At 74.6% G+C, this 13,418-nt stretch carries 14 protein-coding genes and 1 tRNA gene; 5 read left to right on the top strand and 10 right to left on the bottom strand.

Going from position 1 to position 13,418, the window contains the following annotated elements; translation table 11 throughout:
- Positions 1-114 precede the first annotated feature (114 nt).
- The 4 genes from CCE02nite_RS02120 to CCE02nite_RS02105 all read left to right on the top strand — a co-directional run bounded on the left by CCE02nite_RS02120 (position 115) and on the right by CCE02nite_RS02105 (position 4,733).
- Complete coding sequence (locus CCE02nite_RS02120) at positions 115-1,980, top strand: heavy metal translocating P-type ATPase (protein ID WP_255318580.1); 1,866 nt, start codon at positions 115-117, stop codon at positions 1,978-1,980.
- 97 nt (positions 1,981-2,077) lie between these two features.
- Positions 2,078-3,469, top strand: a complete 1,392-nt coding sequence (locus tag CCE02nite_RS02115) for a ferredoxin reductase family protein (RefSeq protein ID WP_141387736.1) — start codon at positions 2,078-2,080, stop codon at positions 3,467-3,469.
- Positions 3,466-3,990: an FMN-binding protein gene (locus CCE02nite_RS02110; RefSeq protein ID WP_141387734.1), complete on the top strand. Its 525-nt coding sequence runs from the start codon at positions 3,466-3,468 to the stop codon at positions 3,988-3,990. Before CCE02nite_RS02115 ends, CCE02nite_RS02110 begins: the two co-directional genes overlap by 4 nt.
- Positions 3,991-4,013: 23 nt before the next feature.
- Positions 4,014-4,733 (top strand): FAD:protein FMN transferase, encoded by a 720-nt coding sequence (locus CCE02nite_RS02105; RefSeq protein WP_141387732.1) that lies wholly within the window; start codon positions 4,014-4,016, stop codon positions 4,731-4,733.
- Here CCE02nite_RS02105 and CCE02nite_RS02100 read toward each other — a convergent pair.
- The 8 genes from CCE02nite_RS02100 to CCE02nite_RS02070 form a co-directional block, all read right to left on the bottom strand.
- On the bottom strand, positions 4,699-5,928 hold the full coding sequence (locus CCE02nite_RS02100) for a sensor histidine kinase (RefSeq protein ID WP_141387730.1): 1,230 nt from the start codon (positions 5,926-5,928) through the stop codon (positions 4,699-4,701). The two genes, CCE02nite_RS02105 and CCE02nite_RS02100, sit on opposite strands and share 35 nt — an antisense overlap.
- Positions 5,925-6,599, bottom strand: coding sequence for a response regulator transcription factor (locus CCE02nite_RS02095; RefSeq protein WP_304363319.1), 675 nt, complete (start codon positions 6,597-6,599; stop codon positions 5,925-5,927). Before CCE02nite_RS02095 ends, CCE02nite_RS02100 begins: the two co-directional genes overlap by 4 nt.
- 71 nt (positions 6,600-6,670) lie before the next feature.
- Entirely contained in the window at positions 6,671-6,934 is a 264-nt protein-coding gene (locus CCE02nite_RS20720) for a DUF1918 domain-containing protein (RefSeq protein WP_255318579.1), read from the bottom strand.
- Positions 6,829-7,506, bottom strand: coding sequence for a hypothetical protein (locus CCE02nite_RS20860; protein ID WP_170227181.1), 678 nt, complete (start codon positions 7,504-7,506; stop codon positions 6,829-6,831). The genes CCE02nite_RS20720 and CCE02nite_RS20860 overlap by 106 nt, the downstream gene beginning before the upstream one ends.
- 31 nt (positions 7,507-7,537) lie before the next feature.
- Positions 7,538-8,077 carry a DsrE/DsrF/DrsH-like family protein gene (locus CCE02nite_RS02085; protein WP_141387725.1) on the bottom strand — a complete coding sequence of 180 codons (540 nt, stop codon included), beginning with the start codon at positions 8,075-8,077 and terminating at the stop codon, positions 7,538-7,540.
- Positions 8,078-8,086: 9 nt separating this feature from the next.
- Positions 8,087-8,401 (bottom strand): TusE/DsrC/DsvC family sulfur relay protein, encoded by a 315-nt coding sequence (locus tag CCE02nite_RS02080; protein WP_141387723.1) that lies wholly within the window; start codon positions 8,399-8,401, stop codon positions 8,087-8,089.
- 2 nt (positions 8,402-8,403) lie between these two features.
- Positions 8,404-9,648: a type III sulfide quinone reductase, selenoprotein subtype gene (gene sqr / locus CCE02nite_RS02075; RefSeq protein WP_141387722.1), complete on the bottom strand. Its 1,245-nt coding sequence runs from the start codon at positions 9,646-9,648 to the stop codon at positions 8,404-8,406.
- A 403-nt stretch (positions 9,649-10,051) separates the two neighbouring features.
- A tRNA-Leu gene (locus CCE02nite_RS02070) sits at positions 10,052-10,136 on the bottom strand.
- 272 nt (positions 10,137-10,408) lie between these two features.
- Between CCE02nite_RS02070 and CCE02nite_RS02065 the strand changes: the two genes are divergently transcribed.
- Complete coding sequence (locus tag CCE02nite_RS02065; RefSeq protein ID WP_141387720.1) at positions 10,409-11,620, top strand: AI-2E family transporter; 1,212 nt, start codon at positions 10,409-10,411, stop codon at positions 11,618-11,620.
- Positions 11,621-11,656: 36 nt separating this feature from the next.
- On the opposite strand, the gene CCE02nite_RS02060 is transcribed toward CCE02nite_RS02065, so the two are convergent.
- Both CCE02nite_RS02060 and CCE02nite_RS02055 read right to left on the bottom strand, forming a co-directional pair.
- Positions 11,657-11,959, bottom strand: coding sequence for a DUF1905 domain-containing protein (locus CCE02nite_RS02060; RefSeq protein WP_082379867.1), 303 nt, complete (start codon positions 11,957-11,959; stop codon positions 11,657-11,659).
- Between the two features lie 74 nt (positions 11,960-12,033).
- A complete protein-coding gene (locus CCE02nite_RS02055) occupies positions 12,034-13,365 on the bottom strand; it encodes an APC family permease (protein ID WP_255318578.1) in 1,332 nt (443 codons plus the stop codon).
- Between the last annotated feature and the right edge of the window lie 53 nt (positions 13,366-13,418).

Here is a 13,418-nt window from a genome sequence, read left to right as displayed (position 1 = left end):
GCCCTGTGCCGACGAGTCGTTCGCCCCTGTGGCGGACGCCCCGGTTCGAGCTATTGCTGGGATATGACTCGTCCTCGCCGATACCTGGCGCGGACCGTCCGTCGCTACCCCTGGGTGACGGCCACGGTGGCCGTGGGCGGCCTCGCAGGGCTGCTCGAGCTAGCGGGTCCGGCGGGCTCCGCGCAGCTCGTGATCTCGTCGTTCGCGGCGGCGATCGTCGTGGTCACCGCGCGCGGCATGGTGGCCGATCTCCGTGCCGGCCTGTACGGCGTGGACATGCTGGCGGTCCTGGCGGTCTCCGCGACGGTGCTGGTCGGGGAGTACTGGGCCGCACTCGTGGTGTGCCTCATGCTCTCGGGTGGCGAGGCGCTCGAGGACTACGCGAACGGGCGGGCCCGGCGCGAGCTGTCGAACCTGCTCGCCGCGGCGCCGCGTGTCGCCCACCGGTCCGCACCGGACGGCGCGCTCACCGACGTCCCCGTCGGCGACGTGGGCCCCGGCGACGAGGTGTGGGTACGGCCGGGCGAGGTCGTCCCGGTGGACGGCGTCCTGCTCAGCGAGGCGGCGGTGCTCGACGAGTCGTCGCTGTCCGGCGAGTCGCTCCCCGTCGAGCACCGACGAGGGGACACGGTCCTGTCCGGTTCGGTCAACGGCGGCGCTGCGGCGCGCGTGCGGGCGACCGCGACGGCTGCGGGGTCGCAGTACCAGGCGATCGTCGAGCTCGTGAAGCAGGCCCAGGCGTCCAGAGCGCCGTTCGTCCGGCTCGCCGACCGCGTGGCGGTGCCGTTCACGGCGGTAGCCCTCGTGCTCGCCGGCACGGCGTGGGCGCTGAGCGGTGAGGCGGCGCGCTTCGCGGAGGTGCTCGTGGTCGCCACCCCGTGCCCGTTGATCATCGCGGCGCCGGTCGCCTTCATGTCCGGCATGTCGCGCGCCGCCCGGAAGGGGATCATCGTCAAGTCGGCAGGCACGCTCGAACAGCTCTCCCGCGTGCGGACCGTGGCGTTCGACAAGACGGGAACCCTGACCCACGGAGCGCCGGTGGTCGTGGAGGTCCGTCCCGCGGGGGACCTCCCCGCGGACCGCTTCCTCGCCCTCGCGGCCGCCGTCGAGCAGTACTCGGTGCACCCTCTCGCCGCTGCAGTCGTGCGCGCTGCCCAGGAACGCGGCCTCGACCTCCCCGCCGCGCGCGACGCCGTGGAGGAGACCGCGCGGGGCGCGCGGGCGACGGTCTGCGGCCACGTCGTGGCCGTGGGCCGGCTCGGCTTCGTCGTCGCGGAGGAGCCAGCAGGGGTGCCCACCCCCGGAGCAGGCCGGAGCGCCGTCCACGTGAGCGTCGACGGCGCGTACGCCGGGACGCTGTTCCTCGCGGACGAGCTGCGGACCGAGGCGCGCTCCACGGTCGCGTCCCTCCACGCGTCGGGGGTCCGCACCACGGTGATGCTCACCGGCGACGCGGCGGCGACCGCCCGGTACGTCGCCGACGCGGTCGGCATCGACGACGTGCGGGCCGGCCTCCTCCCGCAGGACAAGGTCGACGCCGTGCGCGGGCTGCCGGAGCGCCCCGTGATGATGGTCGGGGACGGCGTGAACGACGCCCCGGTCCTCGCGGTGGCCGACGTCGGCATGGCCATGGGCGCACGGGGCTCGACGGCGGCGACCGAGACCGCGGACGCCGTCGTCGTCCGCGACGACCTCGCGCGCACGGTCGGCGCCGTGCGGATCGGTCGCCGCACCGTGCGGGTCGCGTGGCAGGCCATCGGCATCGGGATCGCCCTGTCCGGGATGCTCATGGTCGTGGCCGCGACGGGGCGGCTCCCCGCGCTCGCGGGCGCGTGGCTCCAGGAGGGCGTCGACCTCGCGTGCATCCTGTGGGCGCTGCTCGCCACCCGCCCGGGCAGGGACGAGACACCGCCCGGGCCGCCCCGGACGGCGTCCGCCGCCCGGGCCGCCGAGCCGCTCGTGCCGGCGTCGTCCCGCTGAGACCGGGCGTCCACCCGCCCCGCGCGCGGACGGAAGGTCCGACCGCGGGGCACCGCCTCCGAGAATGCTCTGAGAATCGGCGGCCACGCTGTCTCGTATGAGCATCCTCACGACACGCCGGACACCGGCCCAGACCCCGCCCCGGGCCGAGGCCCGTGCACCGCGCGGCCCTGGCGCACCCGCTCCGGGCGCGGTCGCCCTGCGCGCGGTCCTGCTCGGTGTCCTCGCGCTCGTCGTCGCGTTCTGGTGGCGGGGCACGCCCCCGTCCGCCGGCGCGACGCCGGCCGGTGCGCTCACCGGGGCCGGGGAGCTGGTGGGGCTCGTCGCGTCGGTGCTGGTCTGCGCGCAGCTCCTCCTCGTCGGGCGCGTCCCCTGGTTCGAGCGTGCGGTGGGCCTGGACCGGCTCGTCGCGTGGCACCGCGTCCTCGGGACGACCGTCGTGCTCCTCGTCCTCACGCACACGCTCCTCATGGTCGCCGGGACCGCACTGCCGGCCCAGGCCGCGTCCTGGTGGCAGGCGCTGACCCTCGTGCTGGCGGAGCCGGACATGACGGCCGCGCTCGTCGGCACGGGCCTGTTCGTCGTCGTCGGGGCGTCCGGCGCGCGCCTCGTGCGTCGACACCTGTCGTACGAGGCATGGTTCCTCGTGCACCTCACGATGTACGCCGGGGTGTTCCTCACGTTCGCGCACCAGGTCACGGCGGGCGCGCACTTCGTCGCCGACCCGACGGCCCGCGCCGTCTGGGTGCTCCTCTACGCGGGCACCGCTGCGGCCCTCCTCACGTGGCGCGTGGTGCTGCCCCTCCGCGGCGTGCTCCGGGACGCGCCGCGCGTGAGCGCCGTCGTGCCGGAGGCCGGCGGGATGACGAGCGTGTGGGTGTCGGGTCCGGCGCTCGCGGACGTCGGGGCACGAGCGGGCCAGTTCTTCCTCGTGCGCTTCCTCGCGCGGGGCCACGTCGTCACCGCCCACCCCTACTCGGTCTCCGTCGCGCCCGACGGCGAGCACCTGCGCTTCACGGTCGGCGGCCTGGGCGACCACTCGCGCGCGGTGGCGCACCTGCGGCCCGGGACGCGCGTGCTCCTCGAGGGGCCGTTCGGCCGTTTCACCGCCGCGCGGGCCCGACGCCGCGGTGTGCTGCTCGTCGCCGGGGGAGCGGGCGTCGGGCCCGTGCGGGCGCTCGCGGAGGACCTGGTCGCGCGCGGGCACGACGTCGTCGTCGTGCACCGCGCCCGGTCCCGGGCGGACCTCGGCCTCGGCCACGAGCTCGCCGACGCGCCCCTCACGTACCTGCCCGTCGTGGGCCGCCGGGCCGACCTCGGGTACGACCCCCTGAGCCCGGGGCGGCTCGATGCCCTGGTGCCCGACATCGCGTCGCGCGACGTGTTCGTGTGCGGCCCGCCCGCGATGGTCGCCACCGTCGAGGACGCCGCACGCCGCGCGGGCGTGCCGCGGTCCGCCGTCCACCACGAGGAGCTGAGCCTGTCATGACCGGACGCCGCTGGAGAGGGACGATCGTCTACGCGGGCAGCGTGCTCGCGCTCGGCGCCGCCGCGCTCGCGCGGTACGGCGGGGTGCCGGGCCTCGCCGGGGACGGGTCCGCGGCGTCGGGTGGTCCCGCCGTCGTCGCGGGGTCGGAGCCCGTGACCCCCGCGACCCCGACGCCGGCTCCCTCCACCGCGGGCTCGACGGACCCGGGCACGTCCCCGGCGACGCCGGGTACCGGCACGCCGGACCCGACGCGGGCGACCGTGACGGGGTCCGTCGTGCAGACGCGGTACGGACCGGTGCAGGTCGCGGTGACGTTCACCGGGACGCACCTCGACGCGGTGCAGACCGTGCGGTCGCCCAGCGGGGGAGAGAGCTCCCAGATCTCCGCGCGCGCCACGCCGCTGCTCGCGCAGGAGGCGGTGCGGGCGCAGTCCGCGCGCATCGACACCGTGTCCGGGGCGACCTACACCTCCGAGGGCTACCGCGAGTCGCTCCAGGCCGCGATCGACGCGCGGGGCTGACGGTGCGCCGGACGGAGACGGTCATGGGCCTGCCGATGTCGCTGGACCTGCGCGCGCCCGACGACGAGCGCGCGCGGGCCGCGGTCCGCGCGGCGTTCGCGGTGCTCCACGCCGCGGACGCGCGGTTCAGCGGGCGACGCTCGGACAGCGAGCTGTCCCGCTACCGGCGCGGGCTCGTCGTGCGGCCCTCCCGGGACCTGCGCGAGGTGCTCGACCTCGCGGAGGCGGCGCGCGTCGCGAGCGGGGGCGCGTTCGACGTGCACCGGCAGGACGGCACCCTGGACACCGACGGCGTCGTCAAGGGCTGGGCCGCGCAACGCGCGGTGGACCGACTGGTCGCCGCAGGGTTCTCCGACCTGTGCCTCAACGCCGGCGGGGACGTCGCCGTCCGTGGCGGGCCGGAGCCCGGCCGACCCTGGGTGGTGGGCGTGCGCTCCCCGGCGCTCGCGGGCGAGCTCGTGGCGCGGGTCGAGCTGCACGACGGCGCGGTGGCGACGTCGGGGACGTACGAGCGCGGTCTCCACGTGTGGGACGGGCGCACGGGGGGCGCCGCGCGCGGACTCCTCTCGGCGACCGTCGTCGCGCCCGACCTCACGACCGCCGACGTCCTCGCGACGAGCGTCCTCGCGCTGGGCGAGGAGGGGGTCGAGTGGGCGGTGGACCAGGGGGCCGCCCTCGTGCTCGCCGTCCTCCCGGACGGGACGGTCGTCAGCGGCGGGCCGGCGGGCCGAGCGGCAGCGTGAGCACGAGACGGGCCCCGTGCGGCGCGTCGGGGCGGTTCGTCGCCTCCACGGTGCCGGCGTGCTGGGCCGCGACCTCCGCGACGAGCGCGAGCCCGAGCCCGTAGTGGCGGCGCCCGTCCTCGTCGGCGGACGGCCCGCGTCGTGAGGCGAAGCGCGCGAACAGGTCCCCGGCGTCCGCGGGCAGACCGGGGCCGTCGTCGTCGACGAGCGCCTGTGCGGCCGACCCGGCGCGCCGCACCGTGACGACGACCTCGTGCGCCGCGTGGTCGACCGCGTTGTCCACGAGCGCGACGAGCGCGCGGCGCAGCGCGGCTGGCGCCCCCGCGACCGTGAGGTCGTCCGTCCCCGTGCGCCGCAGCGCGACGGAGCGCGCCGCCGCGCGCGCCTCGGCGGAGCGCACGACGGCGTCGGCCAGCGCGGGGAGGTCGACGGGGACGAGGTCCACGGACCGCGTGTCCGCGGCCGTCAGCAGGTCGTCGAGCACGTCGCTCAGCGCGGCCGTGTCCTCGAGGAGCCCCTCGACGTCGCGCGCCACCTGCTCCGGCATCCCTGGGCCCGGTCGCTCGAGCCGACGGCGCAGGAGCTGCGCGCGCGTCGAGAGCAGGGTCAGAGGGGTCCGCAGCTCGTGGCTCGCGTCGGCCACGAAGCGCCGCTGCATCGCGAGGGCCTGCGCCGTCGGGAGGACCGCGCGGCGCCCGAGCCACCAGCCCCCCACCGTGGCGAGCACGACGCCGACGGCCGTCGCGACGCCGAGCGCGGCGAGGAGTCGCGCGAGCTCCTCGCGCGTCTCGGACGGGTCGAGGACCGCTTGGACCACGCCCTCCCTCCGGCCCACCGTGAGCACCTCGAACGTGCCTGCGGACGTCGTGACCCGCTCGTGCGTGCTCGTCCCGGTGCGGGCCACCTGCTCGACGAGGTCGAGGTCGGGGAGGCCGGACGGCATCCCGGGCGAGACCTCGACTCCGCGCGGCGAGGCCACGGCGACCCAGACCCCCCGGCCCGCGTCGGCGACGTCGTCGATCGACGCCGCGGCCGACTCCAGCCGCCGGTCGTCCGCCTCGCCGAGCGCGCGCGTCACGACGACCAGCACGACGGCCGCCACCACGAGCAGGCTCACGAGCACGAGGAGGCCCGTCTGGATCGCGAGTCGCCTGCTCGTGCGCCGCAGGAGGTCGCGCTCGGCGCCCGTGATCACAGCTCGCCCCACCGGTACCCGAGGCCCCGCACGGTCTCGACCACCTGACGCCCGAGCTTGCGGCGCAGGTAGTAGACGTAGGTGTCCACCACCCCGGGGTCGGTCGCGTCGGGGAACACCCGGTGCAGCAGATCCTCGCGACGGAAGACCTGGCGGGGATGCCGAGCCAGGAGCTCAGCGAGCACCGACTCACGGGACGAGAGGTCGACCGTGGTCCCGTCGTCGGTCGTCACCCGCCGAGACGCCGCGTCGAACGTGCCACCGGGCAGGCGCACGACACCCGAGCCGGACGGGGAGGCCTCGGTGCGGCGGCGCAGGGCGCGGAGACGAGCCAAGAGCTCCTCGACGTCGAACGGTTTGCCCACGTAGTCCTCCGCCCCGGCGTCCAGGCCCACCACCCGGTCGGCAGGATTGCCCAGCGCCGACAGGACGAGCACCGGGGTCAGGACGCCGCGCGAGCGCAGCCGCGACAACAGGTCGAGACCCTCGATCGCGGGCAGGCCACGGTCGAGCACGAGCAGGTCGTACTCCTGGGTCAGCCCCAGGTGCAGGCCGCGCTGTCCGTCGTGCGCGACGTCGACCACGTAGCCCTCGCCGACGAGGATCTCCGCGAGCATCCGCGCAAGCTGGCGGTCGTCCTCGACGATCAAGACCCGCGTGTCGTCCTTCACACCAGACTCCGTCCGTGCCGCGGCGGTGCTGACGCCGTGAGGCTGCCACGCCTGATCACGTCGCCAGGGTCTCACGCGGGAGTGCGCGCGGTGGTGTCTGCCGCCACGTCGTCGCCGGTCCCGTCGTGGACGACCGTGTCAGGCCCGGGGAAGAAGAGCGTCACGTAGCCGTCGTCGGACCACCGCACGAGGAACGGCGGGCTGCTCTCTGTCGTGGGTCGTCGTCCTCTCAGGGTGAGCGGGTGCGCCGGGGTCCGGTAGAGCCCTTCGGCTCCGTCCGGATGACGGCGGGGGACGGCTGCGGCGCCGTCAGCGCGGGAGCGAGGGCGCCGCACACCGCGCCGAGCACGGCACCGGCGACCGCGCCGGTCGCCGTCCCGAAGAGCGCGACCGCCCCCCATGGCCAGTCGGCCGGGGCGATGCTCGCACCGGTGAAGATCACGGCCATCGCGGGGGTCCACGCCGCCGCGCTGATCCCGACCCAGCGCCACGGGTGCTGGGCGGCCGGTCGTATCACCCAGGCCTGAGCCGCGCCGAGGACCGCACCCATGACGAGGCCGAGAGCGGCGGCACCACCCAGCGCGGCGACAGGTCCCGGTGCGGTCGCGCCGTCGTCCGTGGCGAGGACCGAGGGCGCGGAGCCGGCCGCCCACCCGAGCCCCGCGACGACGACGGTCACCAGGAGCCACCGGTGCCGGTTCAGCGTGGGCGCGACAGAGGTGAGCGCGGCTCGCTGGGCGAGTCCCAGAGCGGTGCCTTCGAGGAGCCCTCCGAGAACCACGACCGTCCACGCCAGCACGCTGCTCCTGCCCGCCGTGACGAGCGCCGTGGCGGCGCGTGCGGCGGCGGCCGAGGCCGTCATCCCGACCGCCTCGGCCGTGGCGCAGAGCACGATCCAGCGGCGCACGGCGTCGACCTCGCTTCCGCGACCGGCGGGCTCAGATGAACAGCAGCTGCGCGCCCGCCGTCTTGTCGATGAAGTCGGCGGCGCTGATCACGCCCTCGATGTCCTCGCGGAAGTCGGAGGCGTCGAGCTTCTGCATCTCGGCCGTGAGCCGACAGGCCCACAGGTGGCCGCCGGCGGCGACGATCTGGTCGAGGAACTCCGGTACCGGGGGGATGCCGAGATCCTCCATCTGCTTCTTCATCATGCGGGTCGTCATGGCGCTGATCCCGGGCACCGGTGCGAGCGCCTGCGGGAGGCGCACGTCCTTGATCGGCAGATGCATCGCGGTGTTCGCGACCGGGGAGAACGACAGGTCGTCCGCGCGCGAGCGCATGATCATGTCGAAGCCCCAGAACGTGAAGAACAGGTGGGTCTCGACGCCCTCGCCGAGCGCGGCGTTGCCGAGGATCAGGCCCGGGTAGGCCATGTCGAGATTGCCCTTGGAACAGATGATGGCGAGCTTGCGGCCCGCCGCGTCGTCGTCGTCGAAGTTCGGGACGAGGGCGACGGAGGGACGGTCGGTGGTGGTCATGGTGACCTCTCAGACGCAGCCGTGCGGCTTGGGCAGCCCGGCGACGTAGGCCATCTTCTTGCCGGGCTTCTTCGGGAACAGCGCGAACTGCTCCTTGACGGGGACGTGGCCGACGACGCCCACGCGCCGGGTGGTCGCGGTCTCGCCACGTTCGGCGTAGTCCTGGCGCAGGAAGCGCACGACGTCCCAGTGCCGGTCGGACATCTCGACGCCGATCTGCTGCGCCAGGACGCGCGCGACGTCTTCGTCCCACTCGCCGAACTCGGTGAGGAATCCCTCGTCGTCGACGTGGACGGTCTTGTCGTGGATCTGGATCGTGGGCACGGTTACCTCCCCGGGGTGCCGGCAGTCTCCTTGCCGGCCATGGACATCAGGGACGGGACGGGCATCGACCGTCCGGGGAGCAGCACGTTCCAGTACAGGTGCCGGAACGCGAGCTTTCCCAGGTGGTTGGCGCGGGTCTCCTTGAGCAGGCTGAGCGGGCCGATCCGCGGGTACGGATAGACCCCGGGCAGCGGTTCGGTGTCGTAGTTGAAGTCGATGAGCAGGCCCTTGCCGTGTCCCGACTCCACGAAGCAGTTGGCGTGGCCGTCGAACCGGTGCGTCATGGGCCGCCCGCGGACGTGGTCGACGACGTTCTCCACGAAGCCGTCCATGGAGAAGTGCGCCACCGACCCGGCCTTCGAGGCGGGGATGTCGTTGGCATCCCCGATCGCGAACACGTCGGCGTGCGCGCGAGACTGCAGGGTGTACCTGTCCACGGGCACGTAGTTGAGCTCGTCACCCAGACCTGAGCGCGCGACGAGCTCGTCGCCCATGTTCAGTGGCACGGTCACGAGCAGGTCGAACGGGATCTCGCGGTCGTCCACGGACACGAGGAGCCGCGAGTCCGGGTCGATATGGTCGACGACGAAGTCCGGTTCCACGGCGATGTCCCGCTCGGCGAGCATCGCGCCCAGGTGCTCCGAGGCGACCGGCTTGGTGAAGGCCCCCTCGAGCGGCGTCGCATAGGTGAGGTCGACCCTGCTGCGCGTCCCGCGCTCGGCGAAGAACGCGTCGGCGAGGAACGAGAACTCGAGCGGGGCGACCGGGCACTTGATCGGCATCTCGGTGACGTGGACGACGAGCCGGCCGCCGGGCCATCGGGCGAGCGCGTCTCGCAGCGCGAGCGCGCCGTCGAGCGTGAAGAAGTCGAAGATGCTGCCTCGCCACGCTGCGCCCGTCATGCCGGGGGTCTGGTCGGGACGCGGCGAGGTACCGGTCGCGATCACGAGCAGGTCGTACCCCAGGCTGCGGCCGTCGCGGAGACGGACGTGCGAGGCGTCGGCGTCGACGCGCTCGACCTCCGCGAGGACGAGCTCGACGCCGTCGCGCAGGAAGCGGTCACGAGGCCGTAGCAGGTCGTGCGGCTCGTAGACACCGAAGGGGAGGAGCAACAGGCCTGGCTGGTACAGATGCATGTCGTCGCGGTCGACGAGGGTGACGGACCAGTCGCGCGGCAGGCGGCGTCGTAGACGGTTGGCCGCCATCGTCCCTGCGGTGCCGGCCCCGAGGATCACCAGGCGATTCATGAGGGCTCCGATCGTCGTCGATGCCTTCAGGATTCTGCGGCCGCGGTCCTGGCCCCAGGGTCGAAGGTCCCGCCTGCACGGGTGCGTACTCCGGGGTTCCGGACGCCGGAAGGCCGGTACCCGACCCGCAGGGAGCCCCGAGGCGTTGGACGACTCTCGAACGTCGGGCGTGCCGACGGGTCGCGGCAGGACGCGGGCAGCACGGCCGCCGCGTCCGAGCGGACGTACCGGTCGGGCCGCCAGACGGTGCGCGAACCCGCGGCGGCTCCGGAGGCGACCTGGCTCTTCGACACGCTCGTGGCCGGCCGGCCGGCACGGGTGGGTGCGCGAGGTGCCACCGGCGGGCGGCGAACGAGGACGGCCCCCGCCCTGCGTCTCCGCAGTGCAGGGGCCGTTCACAGAGTGTCCGGAGGGGGACTTGAACCCCCACGCCCGATAAAGGGCACTAGCACCTCAAGCTAGCGCGTCTGCCATTCCGCCACCCGGACGAGTGGACCTTCCCGGCGTTTCCGCCGTTCCGGTGCGGGGAAAAACATAGCACGGTTCGGGCGTGGTCCTCACATCGCGGTCGCCGGTCGGCACCGGGCCGACGTGGGACGACGGCCCGGTGCGGCAACCCGGCGTGGGGGGACGACCTGGGGCAGACTGGGCGGATGAGGGCCACGACCGGGCGGAGGCACGTGTGACGGACGAGCAGCGACCGGCGGCAGCGGTCCCCACCCCACGACCGGGCTCCGGCTCGGACCGTTCGGCAGCGTCGGTGAAGCATCTCGCGGGGGCGTCGAGCGCGGCGCGGAAGGTCGCCGGGGCGCGACGCAACCCGTCGGTCGTCGGGTACGACGAGTCGGTGCCCGCGTGGTTGCGCACGACGGCGGGCTGGTCGTGGCGCCTGCTCATGATCGTCGCGGCGGTCGCGCTCATCTTCTTCGCGACGGCGCAGGTGCAGCTCGTCTTCGTCGCCGTCTTCCTCGCCCTCGTCATCACGTCGGTCCTGCGGCCCGTCACCGACTTCTACGCGAAGGTCATGCCCCGAGGGCTGGCGACGGGGCTGGCGATCTTCTCCGCGTTGCTGTTCATCGCTGGGCTGCTGACGTACGTCATCACCTCGGTCGCGGGCCAGTGGCAGAGCCTCGCGGACCAGTTCAGCAACGGCATCGACCAGATCTTCGAGTTCCTCGAGAACGGCCCGCTGCCGGTGACGATCACCGCGGACGACGTCAACAGCTGGATCGAGAACGGTCGGCAGTGGCTGACCGAGCACGGCGGCGACATCGCGAGCCAGGCGGCCGCGAGCGCCGGCTCGGTGTTCGAGGCGTTCGCCGCGATCGCCCTCGCGATCTTCTGCACCGTGTTCTTCCTGGCCAAGGGCAAGGACATGTGGACGTGGTTCCTCAACCAGCTGCCGTCACGCTCGCGCGACAGCTGGAAGATCGCGGGCGGCGCGGGCTGGTACACGTTCTCGGGCTACGCGCGCGGGACCGTGATCATCGCCCTGACGGACGGCATCCTCGCGGGCATCTTCCTCGGGATCCTCGGCGTGCCGCTCGCCGCGCCGCTCGCGGTGCTCGTCTTCATCGGCGCGTTCATCCCGATCATCGGCGCGCCGCTCGCGATGATCATCGCGGCGATCGTCGCGCTCGCCGCGAAGGGCCTGTGGATCGCGCTCGCGGTGACGATCGGCATCGCCCTCATCGGGCAGTTCGAGGGCCACATCCTCCAGCCGCTCGTCATGGGCAAGCAGGTGTCGCTGCACCCGGTCGTCGTGGCGATCGCGGTGACCGCCGGGACGCTGCTCGCGGGGATACTCGGGGCGGTCGTCTCCGTGCCGCTGGTCGCCGTCGCGTGGTCGGTGTTCTCGCACCTGCGGCACAAGGACCCTCCCATGGAGGAGGAGCTGCCGACGGCGAAGGAGATCGCGCTCGGTGATGCCTTGCCCGGGTCGGCGGGCACGGCCGAGGACGCCGCCGGCTGATCCGCACGACCCCGCGGGATCCGGGCGGCGTCGGACCTACCGGGGGACCGCCGAGACCTCCGCGGCGAGCCGGACGGAGACGTGCACGGTGTCCCCGACGCCCTTGCCGGTCGTGGCACGCACCGACCGGAGGACGGCGAGCAGGTGCGGGCCGCCGTAGGCGACGAGCGAGGCGCGGTACCGCACGTCGTCGACCTCGGCGACGACGGGGACCCGGCCGCGCGTGCCGAACAGGTCGACGGCGTCGTACGGGAGCGCGACGAACGCTCCCGAGCGCGTCCCGGCGGCGATCACGACGGCGTCGAACTCCACCGGGCCCGGGTCCGTCCACGTGGGCATGCCGTCGACCGTAGCGGACGGCGCCGCGGCGGGGAACGGGCAGGGAGGGCGATTCTCGTGGCCCGCCGGCGCGCTCAGGACGTGGCGTGCCGGCGCCGCACGAGCGTGACCGTGACGGCACCGACGGCGAGGAGGGCCGGGGCGACGAGCGACGCGCCGGCCAGGACGAGCAGGACGCCCGTGAGGACGGTCGCGACGGCGGCGAGCCACCAGCCGACGGTGCGGCGGGGGAGCAGCCGCAGCGCGGCGAGCATCCCGAGCGCGTACACCGCCACCATGCAGCTCGTGTGCACCCGGACGAACGGCTCGAGGTCGAGGCCGGTGGCGACGAGCAGCGCGAGGTAGCCCGCGCTGAGCACGAGGGTGACGGCGAGCGCGCGCCGCGGGACGCCCGCGCGGCCGGAGAGCGCGGCGAGCGGGCGCGGCAGGTCGCCGTCGCGTGCGAGCGCCTGGCCGAGGTTGGCGAACGCCGCGAGGTAGGCGGTGAGCACGCCGGACGTGACGATCGCCGCCACGACGCCGACCACCACGGGCCCCGCAGCGGGCGCGCCCGTGCGCGCGAGGTCCAGCAGCGCGACGGTGCCGGAGCCGGCCCCGGTGCCGAGCACGCCGACCGTGGCGACCTGCAGGGCGAGGTAGGCGACGCCGACGACGACGAGCGCGACGCCCGTCGCGGCGGGGATGGTGCGGCGCGGGTCGCGGAAGTCGGCCGAGACGTGCGTGCCGACCTCCCAGCCCGCGAACGCCCAGACGAACAGGCTCACCGCGGAGCCGACGCCGGACCACCCCTCGCTGAGGAACGGCGTGAACCGCTCGGTGGTCGCGGCGGGCGCCGCCACCGCGACCACCACGACGACGGCGGCGAGCAGCAGGGACGTGAGCCCGAGCTGCACGGCGCCGGCCACGCGGATCCCGAGCGCCACGGCGACCGCCGGCACGACGACGAGCGCGACGGCCACGACGGGGACGACGCCGCGGTCCGCGCCCACGACCGCGACGACGTACTCCGCGCCGAGCACTGCCACGACGGGGACGCCGACGCACACGCCGAGATAGAACCAGTAGCCCGTGGCGCGGGCCGCCGTCGGGCCGAGAGCCGCGCGCACCGCGCTCGCGACGCCGCCCCGGTCCGGGTGCCGCGCGGCGAGCGCCGCGAACGTGCCGGCGAGCGGGATGCTCGCGACGAGCACCAGGGCGACGGCGAGGACGGACGCGGGTCCGGCGGCGCGCGTGGCGAGCCCGGGGAGCGCGAGCACGCCCGTGCCGAGCACGCTCGCCACGTACAGGGCGCTGCCGCGCGCGAGACCCAGGGTGCCCGACGGCGGGTGCTCGCGCGAGAGAGCGTCGCTCGTCGTCGCGCCGTGGTCCGTGGCGGTGCGCGGCGTCGCGAGAGGTGTCGTGTTCACGCGCTCTACCCTGGCCGCACGGCGCTCCCGGAACGAGCGGCTGGAAGGACACG

Origin of the sequence: Cellulosimicrobium cellulans (assembly GCF_006539945.1) — a bacterium.
GTDB classification, from domain to species: domain Bacteria; phylum Actinomycetota; class Actinomycetes; order Actinomycetales; family Cellulomonadaceae; genus Cellulosimicrobium; species Cellulosimicrobium cellulans.
Note: the sequence above shows the minus strand (reverse complement) of the source record. Positions and strands in the feature narration are given on the sequence as shown.

Bases quoted from the DNA above. Each gene is read 5' to 3' on its own strand.
- CCE02nite_RS02085 (WP_141387725.1), bottom strand. From the start codon at position 8,077: ATGACCACCACCGACCGTCCCTCCGTCGCCCTCGTCCCGAACTTCGAC.
- CCE02nite_RS02105 (WP_141387732.1), top strand. From the start codon at position 4,014: ATGGGCCTGCCGATGTCGCTGGACCTGCGCGCGCCCGACGACGAGCGC.
- CCE02nite_RS02110 (WP_141387734.1), top strand. From the start codon at position 3,466: ATGACCGGACGCCGCTGGAGAGGGACGATCGTCTACGCGGGCAGCGTG.
- CCE02nite_RS02115 (WP_141387736.1), top strand. From the start codon at position 2,078: ATGAGCATCCTCACGACACGCCGGACACCGGCCCAGACCCCGCCCCGG.
- sqr (WP_141387722.1), bottom strand. From the start codon at position 9,648: ATGAATCGCCTGGTGATCCTCGGGGCCGGCACCGCAGGGACGATGGCG.
- CCE02nite_RS02060 (WP_082379867.1), bottom strand. From the start codon at position 11,959: ATGCCCACGTGGACGGACCCGGGCCCGGTGGAGTTCGACGCCGTCGTG.